This window comes from Micromonospora sp. WMMD1274 (assembly GCF_049179035.1).
In the GTDB taxonomy this organism is placed as follows: Bacteria; Actinomycetota; Actinomycetes; order Mycobacteriales; family Micromonosporaceae; genus Micromonospora; species Micromonospora tulbaghiae.
The window spans coordinates 2,666,596-2,683,434 of the sequence record NZ_JBMHMG010000001.1; the positions used below are offsets into that span (position 1 = coordinate 2,666,596).

Genomic DNA, 16,839 nt, shown 5'->3' on the forward strand with positions numbered 1-16,839 from the left:
CGCCTCGGAGGGTGTGCGGAGGGGTGCGGGCGGGCGCTGTGGTCACAGCGCCCGCCCGCGTACGGTGCCTTCAGATCACTTGAACTCTGCGGTCGCGTACCGCTCGTCGGTGAGCGGGCTCGCCTTGATCCCGGTCACGTCCTTGCCGAACACGATCGCCGGCGGGGAGTGCGAGATCGGCACACCCGGCAGGAAGTCCATGATCGACTTGTTCAGTGCCTTGTACTTCTCCGTCCGCGCCGCCGCGTCGGCGGTGGTGTCGGCGTCCTTGAACTGCGCGAAGAGTGCGGGGTTGTTGAAGCCCCACTCGTCCTTCGGACGGTCGAAGAAGGTGCCGATGAAGTTGTACGCGTCGCCGTAGTCACCGGTCCAGCCGAGGAAGTGCAGGTCGTGCTTGTTCCCGGAGGTGGTGGCGTTGAGGTAGTCCGGGCTCCACTTCAGCGGGATGGCCTGGACGTTGATGCCGACCGCCTTGAGGTCCGCCGAGAGCAGCTCGAAGATGTCCTTCGGGTTCGGCATGTACGGCCGGGTGACCTCGGTCGGGTAGTGGAACTTCAGCGTCAGGTTCGACGCGCCGGCCTCGGCCAGCAGCTGCTTGGCCTTCTCCGGGTTGTAGTCGTACTTGGTGACGTCGCCGTTCCAGCCCTCGACGGTGTCCGGGAAGAAGTTCATCGCGACCTTGGCGCCCGGGGGCAGCTTCGAGTCGACCAGGGCCTGCCGGTTCAGCGCGTGCGCGATGGCCTGCCGGACCTTCAGGTCGGCCAGCTTCGGGTTCCCCTTCTGGTTGATCGCCAGGTAGAGGATGTTGAAGGCGGGCCGGGTGAGGACGTTGAAGCCCTCCTTCTTCAGCGGCTCGACGTCGGCCGGGCCGACCAGGTCGTAGCCCTGGATGTCACCCGAGCGGAGCGCCTGCTTGCGGGCGTTCTCGTCCGAGATCGTCTTGAAGATGATGGTCTTCAGCTTGGCCTTGTCGCCGTAGTAGTCGTCGTTGCGCTCGATGGTGAGCGACTTGTTCGCGACGTCCCACGCCTTGAACTTGAACGGGCCGGTGCCGGTCGGGTGCTCCATCGCGTACGCCGGGTACTTGATGTCCTCGGCGGTGCCGGTCACGTTGCTGGCGTCGTACTGCTCCATCGCCTTCGGGCTCTGGATCGAGAACGACGGCAGCATGAGCGCGGCCGGGATCTTGCTGGAGACCCGGGTGAACGCCAGGTCCACAGTGGTGGCGTCCTTGGCGGTGCAGGACTTGAAGAGGCTCGGCGGCAGGTCCGGGTTCTCGTTCTTGGCGAACCCGCCCATGACGTCCTGCCAGTACGCGGTCACGTCCGGGCTCTGCATGAGGCCCTTGGCGTTGTACCAGCGGTTGAAGTTGACGCAGACGGCCTCGGCGTTGAAGTCGGTGCCGTCGTGGAACTTGACACCCGAGCGGAGCTTGAACGTCCAGGTCGTGCCCGCCGCATCCGGCGTCCAGGACTCGGCGAGGCCCGGCGTCACCTTGGTGCCGCCCTCCTCCGGACGGACCAGGGTCTCGAAGACCTGGCGTGCCACGCGCAGCGACTCACCGTCGCTGGCGAAGCTGGGGTCGAGCACCTTCGGGTCTCCGGCGACGCCGAAGACGAGGGTGTCCTTCTTGCTATCTCCGGAGCCACTCTCACGGTCGCTCTCGGCGCAGCCTGCAACCGCGAGGGCCGCGACCGCGACGGCCGCGATTGCGACCTTCGGCCTGGATGCACGCATGGTGCTTCACCTCGTCCTTGGGGGTACGGACAACGTGGTGACAGGGTCACCGATGTGCGCAGACCTTAGCCCTCGGGTGGACGGCGCGGAAACGGGCGGGGGGCGGGTTGGTATCGAATCGTGTCTGTTCCGCAACGAGGCATACGAATCGAAGGGAAATCCCTTACCTCGCCGAACTTTCGTCGGTTTGAAGGGCGAATTTATTACGTCGATCCGGTCCCGGACGCACGTTCCTGTTAGATCGACCGACATGCCGGTACGGCCCGGAGACACGTCCGGCGGGTACCCCGCAGGGCACCCGCCGGAGGCGGTACGACTGGATTCAGACGGCCCGTCGGCCCTCGAAGGCCCGGCCCAGCGTGATCTCGTCGGCGTACTCCAGGTCGCCGCCGACCGGCAGTCCACTCGCGAGCCGGGTCACCGCGATCCCCATCGGCTTGACCATCAGCGCCAGGTAGGTGGCGGTCGCCTCGCCCTCGGTGTTCGGGTCGGTGGCGAGGATCAGCTCGCGGACCTCGCCGCCGCCGAGTCGGGTCATCAGCTCACGGATCCGCAGGTTGTCCGGGCCGATGCCCTCCAGCGGATTGATCGCGCCGCCGAGCACGTGGTAGCGCCCGCGGAACTCGCCGGTCCGCTCGATCGCCACCACGTCCTTCGGCTCCTCGACCACACAGAGCACCTCGTCGGTGCGCCGTGGGTCGCGGCAGATCCGGCACTGCTCCGACTCGGCCACGTTGTAGCAGGTCGTGCAGAACCGGACCAGGTCCTTGACCTTGCGCAGCGCGCCGGCCAGCCGGTTGACGTCGGCCGGATCCGCCGACAGCACGTGGAACGCGATCCGCTGGGCACTCTTCGGGCCCACGCCCGGCAACCGGCCCAGCTCGTCGATCAGATCCTGGATGGCACCCTCGTACATCTGCCGGCTCAGAACCCGGGCAGGCCGAGGCCGCCCATGCCGCCCGCGAGCGGGCCCATCTTCTTCTCGGTCAGCTCGCGGGCCGCCTCGGCAGCGTTGTGCACGGCCGCGACGACCAGGTCCTCGAGCGTCTCGACGTCCTCCGGGTCGACCGCCTTCGGGTCGATCTTGATCGCCTTCAGCTCACCGGTACCGGCGACTGTCGCGGTGACCAGGCCACCGCCGGCGGTGCCGGTCAGCTCCGCCTCGGCCAGCTCGGCCTGGGCCTTGGCGATCTGCTGCTGCATCTTCTGCGCCTGCTTCAGCATCTGCTGCATGTTCGGCTGTCCACCTGGGCGCACGGACCGCTCCTTCTTCCACTCGTCTGCTCGGCCGCGCCCAGCCTAGTCGGGCCACGGCACCGCTGAATCGCGGTCGGCGCACGCTCAGCGCGCGTCCACCTCGTCGATCTTCTCCGCCCCGAACGTCTCGCGCAGCAGCTGCACCGCCTGCTCCTCGCTCGACTGCCGGGCGGTCCGCTCGTCGATCACGTCGTCCAACGGCTCGTCACCCGGATCGAACCCCTCGTAGGCGGGCGCCGCCGCCGGCGCGCCCCCGCCCCGCACCGGGCCGTCGAAGTCCGGGTCGTAGGGCGGCTCGCCCGCCCACTCGGCATCAGCCGTCTTCCGCGCCGGCTGCGCCGCGCGCGGCCCCTTGCCGGGACCACCGCCCGCAGCGGCGGCCGCCGCGGCCGCACGCGCCGCCGCGATCGCGCTGTTCTTCGCCCCCGCCGGCCTCGCCCCACCGGCAGGCGCCGGCGCCGCCGCGGGTGCAGCAGGCTTGGGTACGACGACAGGCGCGGTAGCGGTCGCCGTGCCCCCGCCCGGACGGGCCGCCGCCGGCCAGTCCTCCCCGTCGCCGGTGCTCGCGGCCGAGGCGGTACCGGTGGCAGAGGCCGTGCCACCGGGCCGGGCCGGCTCCGGCCAGTCCTCCTCGCCGGCCTGGTCTGCCGCAGGGGTCGCCGTCGAACGGTGCGAGGCGTCGGGCGAACCCGCGCCGGCCCGGCCCGCCGGTCCCCCGGCCTGGCTACCGGCCGCCTGGTTACCAGTGGCTCGGCTGCCCGAGCCGGACACCGGCCGTCCCGGGGCGCCGCCGACCGCGTCGGTTGCCGGGCGTCCGGCGACACCGGAGTCCGGACGGCCTGGCCCGGCGTGGGCCGAACCCAGGCGGCCCGGTCCTGCGTCGGAGCCGGGGCGGTTGGCTCCGGTGTCGAAGCCGGGACGGCCCGGTCCCGCGTCGGCTGCTGCCGAGTGGGAGGCGTCCGCGCTGACGGAATCGGGGCGCGCGTGAGCGGTGCCGGCCGCGCCGGAGGTGTCCTGTCCGTACCCCGCGTCAGCCGCGCCCGCGTTCGGGCGGACACGCCCCGCGTCCGCGTCCGGACGGCCCTGAGCGGTACCTACCGCCCCGGAGTCCGGGCGACCGGACCCGGTGTCGGACGCCGGGCCGGACGGGGCGGCCGCCGGGCGGGCCGGAGCGCTCTCGGGTGCGTTGCGGCCCGGTGCGGCGTCGGCCTGCGCGCGGCTCGCACCGGACGGGCGGGACGGGCCGCCGAGCGAGGCAGCGCCGCGCTCGCCCGCCACCTCGCAGCGGATCTGCCAGCGACCGCCCAACTCCTCGTAGAGCGCGTCGGTCAGCACGGCGGCGTGGTCGGCCATCATCTTCGCCAGCACCGTGGACTTCACGGTCAGCACGAGCGTGTCGCCGTCCAGGTCGCGTACCACCGCGTCCCGCATCAACGCGGCGATCCGCTTGTTGCTGCGGTTGACCTTGCCGACCACCTCGGGCCAGACCCGGCGCACCGCGACCGCGTCGAGCGCGCCGGGATTGCCCGCTCCGGGGCGGGGCGGCTCGGGCGTGGCCGGGTCCGGCATCACCGCGGACGGCGGTACCGGGCGTCGGGCAGCGGCCTGACCCGACGTCGTCGAGCCGGCGGCGGCTCGCTCGGCGGCGGCCGGCGCAGGGAACCCGGCGTCCGTGTCGGCGTGGACCCCGGCAGCCGCGGCCGCTTCGGTCGCCATCGGCGCGGTACGCGGGCCGGACTCGGCAACCGCACCGGCCGGCACGGGACGGGAATCGGCGCCCGCACCGTTCGGGGCCGGACGGGAACCGGGTGCGGCGTTCCGGGTACCCGCCGCAGCGGCGGCAGCGGCACGTGCGGCGGCGGCACCGGTCGGGGCGCCGGCAGCCGCCGGCGTGCCGGCGGAATCCGGGTGGACCGCGGCGGCAGCCGCGCCCGGGGCGGGAGCCGCCGGGCGTACCCCCTGGGTCTGGGTGGGGTGCGCGGAGTCGGCGGCGGCCGGCGGCAGCTCGGCGCCCCCGAGCGTCAGCCGGCGCTCCATCCGCTCCAGGCGCTGGAGCAGGCCGGCCGAGGAGTCGTCCGCGCCGGGCAGGAGCATGCGCGCGCAGATCAGCTCCAGCAGCAGCCGGGGCGCTGTGGTGCCGCGCATCTCGACCAGGCCGTTGTGCACGATGTCGGCGCAGCGGGACAGCGTGGCCGGGCCGAGGCGGTGGGCCTGGGCGGCCATCCGCTCGATCTGGTCGGCCGGGCCGTCGATGAGGCCCCTGGCGGCGGCATCGGGCACCTGCTGCAGGACGATCAGATCGCGGAGGCGTTCGAGCAGGTCGGAGGCGAAGCGGCGCGAGTCGTGCCCGGCCTCCGCGACCCGGTCGACGGTGGCGTACGCGGCGGCGCCGTCACCGGCGGCGAGCGCGTCGCACATCTCGTCGATCAGCGCGGCGTCGGTGACACCGAGCAGCGCGGCGGCCCGGGCGTAGTCGACGCCCTCCGGGCCGGCGCCCGCGATGAGCTGGTCGAGCACGGAGAGGCTGTCGCGCATGCTGCCCCCGCCGGCGCGCACCACCAGCGGGAAGACCGCCGGCTCGACCTTGACGCCTTCCGCCTCGCAGAGCTGCTCGAGATAGGGGCGGACCACCTTCGGCGGGAACAACCGGAACGGGTAGTGGTGGGTCCGCGACTTGATCGTGCCGAGGACCTTCTCCGGTTCGGTGGTGGCGAAGATGAACTTGACGTACTCCGGGGGCTCCTCGACCAGCTTGAGCAGGGCGTTGAAGCCGGCCGACGAGACCATGTGCGCCTCGTCGATGATGTAGATCTTGAAGCGGCTGCGGGCCGGCGCGAAGAATGCCTTCTCGCGCAGCTCACGGGCGTCGTCGACACCACCGTGGCTGGCCGCGTCGATCTCGATGACGTCGATCGAGCCGCCGCCGTCGGGAGCCAGCCCGCGGCACGAGTCACACTGCCCGCACGGCTCGGGGGTGGGGCCCTGCTCGCAGTTGAGGGAGCGGGCCAGGATCCGGGCGCTGGAGGTCTTGCCGCAGCCCCGCGGACCGGAGAAGAGGTAGGCGTGGTTGAGCCGCCCGCTGCGCAGCGCCTGCGACAGCGGCTCGGTGACCTGCTCCTGGCCGATCATCTCGGCGAACGTCCGCGGCCGGTACTTGCGGTAAAGGGCCAGTGCCACCCGTCCCGCCTCCTCTCGACCGAGCCATTCTGCGCCGGTCGGCCCCGGGTGACCACCCACCACCCCGTGACCCGACCCGCAGCGACGTTACCCGGCCCGGGAGACAAAAAGGCCTCCCGTGCACCCGGCAGAGCTCGCTTATCCTTGCTGCCTTCCGGCCCTGGGGAGGTTCACGAGGTACCGCCGCACGGGAGGTGACGCCAAGCCTACCCGAAGGGTTGTGGATCTTCCGGGAGGGTGGGGTGGCCCGCCGTCGGGAGACCTGTATCCTGGCTCGCGGAGGATTCGCCTAGAGGCCTAGGGCGCACGCTTGGAAAGCGTGTTGGGTTCACACCCTCACGAGTTCGAATCTCGTATCCTCCGCTCGCAGAACGTCAGGGCCGGCCCCACAGGGACCGGCCCTGAGTCATCCCTACGGGTCGTTGGCGTCCTGCTGACGTCAACGCCGCCTGACGTTACGGGCTGCGCTCTGGCTCGGGGCCGTCGAAGCATCTCCTGTTACACCGTCACGATCGCAGACCTCGCTGCAAGATCGGTCCTGGCTACGGCCGGAGAAGCGACCACGAGGAGCACCCTGCGCCCCCGCTCGGCGCTAAGGACCGTGTTGCTGGTCGATCTGCGGGCGTCCAGGCAGATGAAGGATGCGATACGCGGGCAGACCGGTGAACTTCAACCAGACGGACGGCCTACTCCGCAAGCTTGAGGCGCATCGAGATGTGGCCTTTACTTACAGTACGCATGAGAGACACCCTGTGGAGGTTCGCTTGGCCGGGATGCTCTACTACCCCTTTGCAAACGCACCGGTGCCCGTCTTGCAGCAGGCAATCTTGTACTGGGATGACCTAGCCACTGTCGTTGCCCCAGGGTGGGAAGCCCGGCTGACCGACCGCATGAAGGCGGTTCAAGACGCGGGCCTTTACCGGCCGCTTGAGGCGGACCAGGCATTCGGACCATTCGAGCTGCACGAGATCCAGGGGGAGCTCAGCCATGCCCTGAAACAGGTGCCGCATGATGACCTGATCCCCCCGGCCGAGCCACCGGACGGCGAGTTCAGCACCCTTCACGTCGGTAAGCTGCATAAAAGCGTCGCGAACGAACTTCGCCGACAGGATCTGGTCTACCCACACCCCGGCAACCCTTCGCGATTGGTCGCTGCACCTGCCCTGCTCAACATCGTTGTCAGCCTCATCGCAGGGCGCATTGCTGCCGACAACAACGCGCGCTCAGGCTGCACCGGCCCGCGCGGTTTGCGTCCACACACCGACATCCGCACGGCGCATCGATTCAACACTGAACCGACGTCCGGCTATGACGTCACAGCGTGCTGGGAGGTTGACCTCGGCCCACTCCTGCCGGTACCGAGAGACGACGTGATGATCAGTGACCTCGTGCATTTCAGAACGAAGTATGACGCCGAGCGACGAAGACTCATGCTGGCCGTAGACGAGCTCCTTCATCAACTGAAGCAAGCGGGCCGTCACCCGCAAGACGCGTATCGCTTGGTCGAGCGAGAGCTAACCGAGGCGACAGCAGAGTTGAAAGCGGCAGCGCGAGGCACGAGGTGGGGTTGGGTCACCCGGCCGGTCGCTGCGTTTGTCGCCCTTGCCGCTGGCTCTGGAGCAGTGACCGAGCCAGGTCTGGAGGCACCCCTGACCGCTCTCTCCGGCGCAGCTATCAACATTGCGACGACGCAACTGCGGCGGAGCGTCGCTGGCACCGCCCAGAACTACACCTACCTGCATCGGACGCAGAACCTGGTTGGAGGAGCCGGTTAAGCCGGATAGTGGGTACGGAAGAAGCCGGTAGATCAATTGGCAGGCTTGGGGCCGGCTCCCTCACGGGCCGGCCCTGAGACGTTCTCGCGGCAAGACTCACCTGTCGCGCCCAACTGGTCCCGCCGCCGCTTCAGGTACGCCGTCTCCGCGCTGTTGCCCGCCAACTCGATCGCCCGGTCGTACGCCGCCCGCGCCTCCCCACCCCGCCCCATCCGGCGCAACAACTCGGCACGCGTCGCGTGGTACGCGTGGTAACCCTCCAGCGGCAGCCCGTCCACCTCCGCCAGCGCCACCTGCGGCCCGTCCAGTTCGGCGATCGCCACGGCCCGGTTGAGCCGCACGATCGGTGACGGGTCGACCCGTACCAAATGGTCGTAGAGCGCGGCGACCTGCGCCCAGTCGGTGTCCCGCGCGTCGCGGGCGTCGGTGTGGACGGCGTTTATCGCGGCGAGGATCTGGTAGCGGCCCGGGGGCCGACCGGCGGCGATGCACGCGCGGACCAGGGCGTGGCCCTCGGCGATGAGGTCGCGGTCCCACGCGCTGCGGTCCTGCTCGGCGAGGACGACGAGTTCGCCTGTCGCGGACACCCGGGCGGGCCGGCGGGCCTCGGTGAGCAGCATCAGCGCCAGGAGGCCGGCAGCTTCGTGGTCGTCGGGCATCAGCGTACGGACCAGGCGGGTGAGCCGGATCGCCTCGGCGGTGAGATTGGCGCGGACCGCCTCCTTGCCGGGGTCGGAGGCGAGGTAGCCCTCGTTGAAGATCAGGTACAGGACGGCGAGCACGCCGCCGACCCGGGACGGCAGGTCGTCGCGGGACGGCACCCGGTACGGGATCCCGGCCGCCTTGATCTTCGTCTTGGCCCGAGTTATCCGCCTGCTCATGGCGGCTTCCTGGACCAGGTACGCCCGGGCGATCTCCGGCACGGTGAGGCCGCCGACCAGGCGCAGCGTCAACGCCACCCGCGCCTCCATGGCCAGCGCCGGGTGGCAGCAGGTGAAGATCAGACGGAGCCGGTCGTCGTCGATGACACCGAGCGGTTCCGGGGCGTCGGCCAGCATCAGCGCCTCCCGGTGCTTGTCCTCCCGCCGGCTCTCGCGCCGGATCCGGTCGACGGCCCGCCGGTACGCGGTGGTGGTGAGCCACGCGCCGGGGTTCGGCGGTACGCCCTCGGCCGACCAGCGCTCGACGGCGGCGGCGAACGCCTCGGCTGTCATCTCCTCCGCGACGTCGAGGTCGCCGATGCGCCGGGCGAGCGTGGCGACGACCCGGGCCCACTCCTCGCGGTGGACCCGGGTGAGCGTCTCGCCGACGTCTGTCACGCGACCAGGAACGGCCGCAGCTCGACCCGCCTGTTGCACCGCTGCGACGCCAGCGCGGCGAGCGGCAGCGCCACGTCGAAGTCCGGCGCCTCGATGATCCAGAACCCGCCGACGTGCTCCTTCGTCTCCAGGTAGGGCCCGTCGGTGAGCAGCGGGTTCCCGTCCCGCGCGTCCACGACTGTGGCCGTCTCCGGCGCCGCGAGCCCACCGGCGAAGACCCAGTGGCCGTCGGCTCGCAACCGCTCGTTGAACTCACCGATCGCGGCCATCTCCGCGTCGGTGGCCGAGCCGGTCGTGTCGTCGAGTACGGAGATCAGGTACTGCGCCATCGGTTCCTCTTTCACTCTCGTCGGCCGCCGGCCGGGCCGCCGTCACCCCGGCTACGAACGCCACCGCCCCGATCCGACAGCCGTGCAGTGCGAGTATCGGGCGCGATGATGCGCGAGCGCTGCTCCGCCCGTACGTTGGGCATCGGTCGCGTCGCTCGTCGAGCGCGCCGAGAGGCCCCATAATCCGTCGCACACATGTTCCATCCACAGCCTGTGGACGCCGAGAGGACCGGATGAGTTACCAGCTCAGCGCCGTGGTCGCCGACGTCGAGTTGCTTCGTGAGCAGACCGCCGACCTGGACCACGCGGTGCTCGCCGCGCTCCGCCAGGACTTCGCGCTACTGCCGGTCACCCCGCAACTCGTGCAGGAACTGACCGGCGGCCTGCCGGATTACGCCACCGACGAGCCGCGCGCCGAGCGCCCGTTCCGGCTGGTGCTGTCGCCGCCGCTGGCGGGGGTGCTGGCCCGCTGGTCGAGGAGCGGCCCGGTGGCGTACCTGGAGGCGGAGTTCGCGGGCGGCCTGGGCCACCAGTCGGCGGTGGTCTGGCTGGGCGGCGAGGTGAGCTGGGGCCCGCGGTACGACGCCGCACTGGACCGGCCACGGACCGAGTGGCCGATCAACACGGCGCTCGCCCGCCTAGGCGCGGAGCCGGGCGCGTGGATCGACCCGTTCGCCGAGCTGGGCCTGCACCTGGAGCGCGACACGGACGGCTGGCTGACGCACGGCCGGCGTGGACTGTCCGCCGACTACTGGGACGAGCTGGCCGAAGAGTGGGAACTACGCCAATCCGACCAACAACAGCAACCTCATCGCCCCGGTCCCGTTGGTGACTGGGGGATTGCATGAAACTACGACAATTCGGCTTTATTGCCGCACTGCTTGCTGCCGCGTCCGCAGCCGGCAGCGGCGTTCATCCACAGTGGCCGACCCGCCCGGTCGGCGCCGCACAGGTAGTCAGCCTGGAGGGCCTGCGCAACGCTGAGTTCGGCGACACCGAGGCGGACCTGACCCGGCGCGGCGTACTGCGCGCCGACGAGGCGGCCTGCGGGCCTGCGCTGGTCGGGCACGGTGCGGTCAGCCCGATCTTCGTCGACGACCGGCTCGTCCTGCTCTGGCTGGACGACCCGATGAGCACGCCCGAGGGCATCAGCGCCGGCACGCCGGTCGGCGAGGTCCGCGCCGCGTACCCCGGCGCCGTCGACCTACCCGCACCGCCCGGCAGTCACCGCTTCGACGGGCTGCTCGCCCGCGACGGCGACCGCGCGTACCTCTTCCTGCACGACGGCGTCACCGTCCGGGAGATCATCGCCGGGTACGCGGACTGGGCCCGCCGCCTCTTCGACGAGGGCTACGGCCCCTGCTGACGACAAAGCGCCCGGGACAACCCGGGCGCTTGATCGATATGGCGGTGGCGGCGGGATTTGAACCCGCGGAGAGCGTAAACCCTCACACGCTTTCGAGGTCTGCGATCACTTGTACGGGGAAGGTCGACACGGTACGTGAGCTGCGGCCGGTCGCCTTGATGCTCCGGCGAACATGGGTGTACGGCGCTGAATGAGACCGCAACTGAGACCACGGCCAGCTCCGGCAGCACACGTGCCGCGCTGCGCCGCTCCATGTGCCCATCGACGCTCGGCCCGCACGTGTTCCTTGCCACGCCTCTGGCCTGCTTGGCAGAGGCGTCGTGACCGAGCTGTCAAGTTTTACGAGCTTTGGGTTCCACAACGTGACCGCCTGGGTACTTAACGTAGAAGGTCAGAGCGGCTAGAGTCAGAAGTTGTTGGTTCGTTTCGAATACGGCCGGGAGAGGAACAGGCATGCCCACGCGGGTCAATGTTGCGCCTGAGATGCTCCGCTGGGCGCGCGAAAGGGCGCGTCTTTCTATCGGGGACTTAGCCAACCGATTCCCGATGCTTCTCCAGTGGGAGTCAGGCTCTGTAAAACCAACAATGCGGCAGCTAGAGAACTATGCGCAGGCAACATACACTCCCATCGGGTTATTCTTTTTGCCAAGTCCGCCCGAAGAGACGCTGCCTCTACCTGATTTTCGGACCTTTCGTGACGAGCGGAATCGGAACCCCACCCCTAATCTGCTAGACACGATTTATGCATGCGAGCAACGCCAGGAGTGGTACCGCGAGTTCGCCGAGTCCCACGGCTACAGACCTGTATCAGTAGTCGGAAGCATGCAGCTTTCTACAACTCCCGAGGCGGCAGCAAACAGCCTGCGTGACTCGCTAGGGTTTGGCCTTGAGATCCGTTCGGAATTCGCCACGTGGGCGGAGGCGCTTCGCGGGCTATCGGAACATGCTGAGCGCCAGGGGATACTGGTGATGACCAGCGGAATCGTTGGCTCCAATACCCACCGGAAGCTCGACCCCAGAGAGTTCCGTGGGTTTTCGCTTGCAGACCCCATTGCACCCCTGATCTTCATCAACGGCGCAGATACCAAAGCTGCCCAGATTTTTACACTAGCTCACGAACTGGCTCACATTAGTCTTGGCGGCTCTGCAATTTCGAACCAGGATCTTGCCCATATTGCCAACGACAACCGGACGGAGCGCTGGTGTAACGAGGTTGCCGCCGAGCTTTTGATTCCATTGGCCTCTCTGCGGCTGGAGTTCGCCCCAAGCCGTAATTTGACTTTGGAGCTACAGCGACTAGCACGCCTCTACAAGGTAAGCACACTGGTCGTACTACGGCGCATCTTCGACGCTGGCTTCTTGCAAGAACGTCAGTTCAACCACGCCTTCAATGAGGAGTTGGAGCGAGTGCTCGCCTTGATGAACAGGCAAACTGGCGGCGGGAACTTCTACACCACTCTTCCCGTGCGAGTAGGCAGGCGCTTCGCCCGATCAGTCGTGGCTGACACTCTCGAAGGCGGAACTCCCTACCGGGACGCGTTTCGCCTTCTTGGCTTTAAGAAAACATCAACCTTCGAGCAGCTCAGCGAGAGCCTCGGGGTTGCCTAAATGTACTTGATTGACACGAACGTATTTATAGACGCCAAGAACCGCTACTACCCTTTCGACATCGTTCCTGGGTTCTGGGAATGGCTCAAGTCAGCCCACCTAAGCGCCAAGCTTTACACGGTGGAAGCCGTCTACGATGAGTTGGTGGGCACCGCAGACGAGTTATGCGAATGGATCAAGAAAATGCCCAGATCCTTTACACTCCCGGCAAGAGAGATCAGCGCGCCGTCACTTACGCGACTCAGCACCTGGGCAAACACTTCCCCCCAATACACAAGAGCGGCTGTTTTCGAATTCCTAGGCGCTGCTGATTACTTCCTGGTGGCGCATGCTCATACGGTTAATGCGACAGTAGTGACACACGAGAGGGCTGGCACAGGCTCGCGCAACCGCATCAAAATTCCGGACGCTTGTGACGCGGTCGGCGTGAGCTGGATGAACCCTTTCGATATGCTGCGAACGGAGCAGGCGACGTTCAGGCTCTAGGGTTGGGCCTGCCTAAACACCGCCTGAGGCGGAGCCAGGTTGCAACTCTGACTTCCTGCGACTCGCAGGTCAGCTCTCGACTCGATTAATCATCACGTCAGCGAGTTCCCCCATGCTGGTGATCACTGCATCTGCCCCGGCGTTGCGGAACGCCGCAATCTTCTCCGACCGGTTTGCGTAGCCAATTACACCGACTCGTGCAGCTTTGGCTCCCTCGAGGTCCGATAACGAATCGCCAATTAGAAGGCATCGACCCGGAAGCTCACCGAGAGCGTGCACAGCCTTCAGGATCGGTTCGGGATTCGGCTTCATGCGCTCCGGTTCGGCGTATGCGCGGCCGACCACGGGAGAAACGTATGTTGCGAGCCTATTCGCCGCGAGTACGCGATCACCGCGCCATCCGAATTGTTGCTAACCGCCGCCACCAGCATCCCTGCTTGTCTGGCAGCCACGATGACCTCTCGCCCATACGGCGTCGGTGCGGCACTCTCGACGGCGCGGCGTTCGGCCGCGCAAAGCGCGTCTCAACCGCCCGCGTCATTTCCCAATCGCCGAGCGCGGCGGTGCGGCGTAGTACTTCGAGCGGGTCCGGCTCGCTGGCGAGATCCGGCGGCACGTCGACCAGCTCGGCCGCAACCTGCGGCGCCGGGTACCCGGCGAAGATGCTGCACACCGGGCCGTCGAAGTCGAGCAGCACCGCGCCGACCTTGCTGAGCAGTCGGCCGAGGTCGGCGCTCATCCGTCGTACCGGTAGGCGATGGTCGACTACACCGAGTCGAACGACTGGCGAGACGCCTCCACGAACTGCGTGCCTGGGACGTGTCGTCGTCGGTCACGGCATAGTGGAACAACGGCACGTCCTTGCCCATCAGGTCGTAGATCGCCATGGGCTCACCCTTGACCGAGACGGTGCGCTCGACGACGGGATAGAAGCCGTAGAAGACCTCTTCCCCGTTCGAGATGCGGAGCTTGAACAGGGGCGCGGCTCGGTGCATCCGCACGTCTACCGAGGTCGACCCGGATCAGGCCGAGGTCGCCCAGTTCGGCCACCTGGTCGATGATGGCGTCTGCCGCCCGGCGCGTGATGCGTTCGGCTCGCTCTCGCACCGCAGGGTCATCCGCCTGAGTCTCAGCCCGAGCAGGCAGCGCCATGGGCACCGTCATGTCAGAGATCAGCACCCGTACCGCGATCGTCTCCGGCGCCAGCCTCCCGACGCGCACCTTGTCGAGCGCCTCGGCTAGCGCGTCTCGCAGCGTCTCACCTGAGAAAGCCAACGGGGAGCCCGCGTGATGGCCGGCTACCGCGACGACCGGCCCTCCCCGCGCGACGCGCCGCTGTCCGACCTCGAAGTGTGGCTGACCGGCACCCCGGCCGAACTCGACGTCGCCGCCCGCGCCCTGGCCGCCGCCGGCCGCCTCGCGTGGCAGGGGTCCCGCCGGCCGATGACCGGCACCAACGCCGGGCGTTCCCGGCGGCAGTCCCGATCGTCGCCACGTTCGGGGCAAGACCGAGGCCATTGTCACCCGCAAGGTGCGCGAGCTGGAGCGCGACCGCGACAGGGGCACCGTTCGCAAGGCGGGGCAGTCGTGGACTGTCAAGACGTGGCTCACGCATTGGGTGGAGAACATCGCCGCGCCGGCCGTGCGTGACAACACGATCGCCGGCTACCGGGTCGCCGTATACCGACACGCTCCCGGTGGTGCTGGCCCGCATCCAGCCGAGTGATCCCCGGACTCGGTGCGCACCGATCGGAGAAGCTGCAACCCGAGCACGTGGAGAAGCTGACCCGCAAGATGCAGGCCGCCGGAAGCGCCGCCGCCACCGCCCACCAGGCGCACCGCACCCTGCGAACTGCCCTCAACGAGGCGGTACGCCGGCAACACCTCGTGCGTAACCCCGCCAGCCTGGCGAAAGCGCCACGTCTCGAAGACGAAGAGGTCGAGCCCTATTCGGTGGAGGAGGTGCAGCGGTTGTTGCGCGCCGCGAGCAAACGGCGCAACAGCGCGCGGTGGGCAATAGCCCTAGTGCTCGGATTGCGGCAGGGCGAAGTGCTGGGCCTGAAGGGGGATGACGTTGACCTCGACGGTGGGACGCTGATGGTTCGCCGCGCCCGGCAGCGCCCCAGATGGAAGCACGGGTGCACGAGCCCGTGCGGTCGAAAGTTCGGCGGTCACTGCCCCCACCGACAGCCGCTGCGCGCGGAGACCGCCGACACGAAATCGCGGGCCGGTCGGCGCAGCATCGGACTTCCGGACCCCCTGGTTACCCTGCTGCGCCAGCACCGGAAAGAACAGGCCGCCGAGCGTGAGACAGCCGCGCAACTCTGGACAGCTACCGGCTACCTCTTCACCACGCCGACCGGCGGCCCGGTGAACCCACGCACCGACTACACGAGTGGAAGCGGCTGCTGGCCCGCGCGGGACTGCGCGATGGGCGGCTGCACGATGCTCGACACACGGCCGCCATGGTGTTGCTGATCCTCGGCGTGGCCGAACGGGCGGTGATGGGCATCATGGGCTGGTCCAACTCGGCGATGGCCACCCGATCCCAGCAACTGACGGCACAGGTCCGTCAGGACATCGCTCAACGGTCGGCGGACTTCTTTGGGCCACTCCCGGGTCCAGGGACGACACGCCGAAGGGTCACCCGAAAGGATGAAGTTTGCCGACGTAGCTGTCCGTGATACCGGCAGGTCACAAGGGCCAGATTCACATGCCATCCACAGGTTATCCACAAGGCCAACCCGATCATGGGCATCCACATTGATCGACGCGACTACAGCCCTGAACTGCCCTTATGTTCGAATGGAACAAGCGTTCGAGCGGCTACCGCACCCCGCGCCGCCGCTGTCCACAGGACACCGAGGCGTCTATCCACAAGATGTGGCCGCCGATGAGCAGCCGAGCCACTAGATGTACGGGTCAGCGGCTCAGTCGATCTCCTTGCCCACCACCCGCACGTCCAGTAGCGTGATCGCAGCATGACAGCACGAAGACCCGGCAAGGGGCCGGGTCTCCGGGCACCCCACCGGGTCGTCGTTCCTACCTGGCAGTAGAACGGGGACTTTAGCAGCGGATGAAGGCTCTCGCGAGACTTCAGCGGAGTGAAATTCTCCGTAGGGCGCCCGGCGTGCTCCATCAAGAAGGAGAACGCAAGTGGCAAGTAAGAGCGCGAAGCCGTCTGGAACGGGCAGCAAGCCGGCTGCGAAGCCGGCCAGCCGTCCGGCCTCCAAGCCGGTCATCGTGAACCCGGGCACGCCCGCTCCGAAGAGCGGTCAGTACCTGCCCACCCAGGGCGGGCCCGAGGTGACTGTTCCCAAGGGACACCGGATCCCGCCGACCCCCAACGGCGGCCCGTCGAAGCTGGTCGACCCCACCAAGAACAAGTCCGGTAAGTGATCTATCCGGCCTAGTTCAGACTCGGCCACGTATGGCGGTGCCCGCCCAGTTCGCTGGGCGGGCACCATCGCGTTTCGGACACGGTACTCGTCACCTTCTCCACCCTCGAAGCTGCAACTGGCGGCAAGGGTGCGTCGACACCGCCCCGGACCAACCAGGCTGGTCATGCCAGGCGACAGCTTTGCGGGTGGGCAACCGAGACCAAAAATGAGACCACAAGCGGAACGCCCGGTGCGATCCTCGCGGATCGACCGGGCGTTCTCGCTGTTCACGAGCGGTGGCGGCGGGATTTGAACCCGCGGAGGGCGTAAACCCTCACACGCTTTCGAGGCGTGCTCCTTAGGCCACTCGGACACGCCACCGCCGACGAGGGTACAGGACCGCCG

The 16,839-nt window shown here is 68.3% G+C and carries 12 protein-coding genes, 2 tRNA genes, 1 other RNA gene and 3 pseudogenes; 8 read left to right on the plus strand and 10 right to left on the minus strand.

Translation table 11 applies throughout. The annotated features are described in order from the left end of the window. Positions 1-75 precede the first annotated feature (75 nt). From ACN27D_RS12270 to ffs, 5 genes are all read right to left on the minus strand, one after another. Entirely contained in the window at positions 76-1,737 is a 1,662-nt protein-coding gene (locus ACN27D_RS12270) for an ABC transporter substrate-binding protein (RefSeq protein ID WP_120572732.1), read from the minus strand. Between the two features lie 322 nt (positions 1,738-2,059). Then, a complete protein-coding gene (gene recR / locus ACN27D_RS12275; protein ID WP_013289050.1) occupies positions 2,060-2,653 on the minus strand; it encodes a recombination mediator RecR in 594 nt (197 codons plus the stop codon). 8 nt (positions 2,654-2,661) lie between these two features. After that, positions 2,662-2,970, minus strand: a complete 309-nt coding sequence (locus ACN27D_RS12280; protein WP_064446817.1) for a YbaB/EbfC family nucleoid-associated protein — start codon at positions 2,968-2,970, stop codon at positions 2,662-2,664. A 108-nt stretch (positions 2,971-3,078) separates the two neighbouring features. Continuing rightward, positions 3,079-6,171, minus strand: a complete 3,093-nt coding sequence (locus ACN27D_RS12285) for a DNA polymerase III subunit gamma and tau (RefSeq protein WP_421499133.1) — start codon at positions 6,169-6,171, stop codon at positions 3,079-3,081. A 107-nt stretch (positions 6,172-6,278) separates the two neighbouring features. Beyond that, positions 6,279-6,368: signal recognition particle sRNA small type (ffs, locus tag ACN27D_RS12290), an RNA gene on the minus strand. A gap of 81 nt (positions 6,369-6,449) precedes the next feature. Between ffs and ACN27D_RS12295 the strand changes: the two genes are divergently transcribed. Beyond that, positions 6,450-6,534: transfer RNA gene (locus ACN27D_RS12295), tRNA-Ser, on the plus strand. A 299-nt stretch (positions 6,535-6,833) separates the two neighbouring features. Next, positions 6,834-7,946 (plus strand): DUF6236 family protein, encoded by a 1,113-nt coding sequence (locus ACN27D_RS12300; protein ID WP_421499134.1) that lies wholly within the window; start codon positions 6,834-6,836, stop codon positions 7,944-7,946. A gap of 32 nt (positions 7,947-7,978) precedes the next feature. Here ACN27D_RS12300 and ACN27D_RS12305 read toward each other — a convergent pair whose 3' ends face one another. Beyond that, on the minus strand, positions 7,979-9,265 hold the full coding sequence (locus tag ACN27D_RS12305) for an RNA polymerase sigma factor (protein WP_421499135.1): 1,287 nt from the start codon (positions 9,263-9,265) through the stop codon (positions 7,979-7,981). Continuing rightward, positions 9,262-9,594: a YciI family protein gene (locus tag ACN27D_RS12310; RefSeq protein ID WP_120572675.1), complete on the minus strand. Its 333-nt coding sequence runs from the start codon at positions 9,592-9,594 to the stop codon at positions 9,262-9,264. The genes ACN27D_RS12305 and ACN27D_RS12310 overlap by 4 nt, the downstream gene beginning before the upstream one ends. Positions 9,595-9,827: 233 nt before the next feature. Here ACN27D_RS12310 and ACN27D_RS12315 point away from each other — a divergent pair, with 233 nt between their 5' ends. The 4 genes from ACN27D_RS12315 to ACN27D_RS12330 all read left to right on the plus strand — a co-directional run bounded on the left by ACN27D_RS12315 (position 9,828) and on the right by ACN27D_RS12330 (position 13,054). Next, positions 9,828-10,442 (plus strand): hypothetical protein, encoded by a 615-nt coding sequence (locus ACN27D_RS12315; protein ID WP_421499136.1) that lies wholly within the window; start codon positions 9,828-9,830, stop codon positions 10,440-10,442. Beyond that, on the plus strand, positions 10,439-10,960 hold the full coding sequence (locus tag ACN27D_RS12320) for a hypothetical protein (protein ID WP_364811950.1): 522 nt from the start codon (positions 10,439-10,441) through the stop codon (positions 10,958-10,960). Before ACN27D_RS12315 ends, ACN27D_RS12320 begins: the two co-directional genes overlap by 4 nt. A 453-nt stretch (positions 10,961-11,413) precedes the next feature. Further along, entirely contained in the window at positions 11,414-12,568 is a 1,155-nt protein-coding gene (locus tag ACN27D_RS12325) for a helix-turn-helix domain-containing protein (protein ID WP_421499137.1), read from the plus strand. Continuing rightward, positions 12,569-13,054 carry a DUF4411 family protein gene (locus ACN27D_RS12330; protein ID WP_421499138.1) on the plus strand — a complete coding sequence of 162 codons (486 nt, stop codon included), beginning with the start codon at positions 12,569-12,571 and terminating at the stop codon, positions 13,052-13,054. 69 nt (positions 13,055-13,123) lie between these two features. Here the strand turns inward: ACN27D_RS12330 and ACN27D_RS12335 are convergent. Together ACN27D_RS12335 and ACN27D_RS12340 are read right to left on the minus strand one after the other, a co-directional pair. After that, positions 13,124-13,793 (minus strand): annotated as a pseudogene (locus tag ACN27D_RS12335) (HAD family hydrolase). Between the two features lie 26 nt (positions 13,794-13,819). After that, positions 13,820-14,323, minus strand: a pseudogene (locus ACN27D_RS12340) (GntR family transcriptional regulator); the annotation flags it as partial. 262 nt (positions 14,324-14,585) lie between these two features. Here ACN27D_RS12340 and ACN27D_RS12345 point away from each other — a divergent pair. Continuing rightward, a pseudogene (locus tag ACN27D_RS12345) lies at positions 14,586-15,713 on the plus strand (tyrosine-type recombinase/integrase). Between the two features lie 497 nt (positions 15,714-16,210). Next, the gene (locus ACN27D_RS12350; RefSeq protein ID WP_019033731.1) at positions 16,211-16,453 is read left to right on the plus strand and encodes a hypothetical protein; all 243 of its coding nucleotides are present in this window, start codon (positions 16,211-16,213) and stop codon (positions 16,451-16,453) included. A 275-nt stretch (positions 16,454-16,728) separates the two neighbouring features. On the opposite strand, the gene ACN27D_RS12355 is transcribed toward ACN27D_RS12350, so the two are convergent. Then, a tRNA-Ser gene (locus ACN27D_RS12355) sits at positions 16,729-16,815 on the minus strand. Between the last annotated feature and the right edge of the window lie 24 nt (positions 16,816-16,839).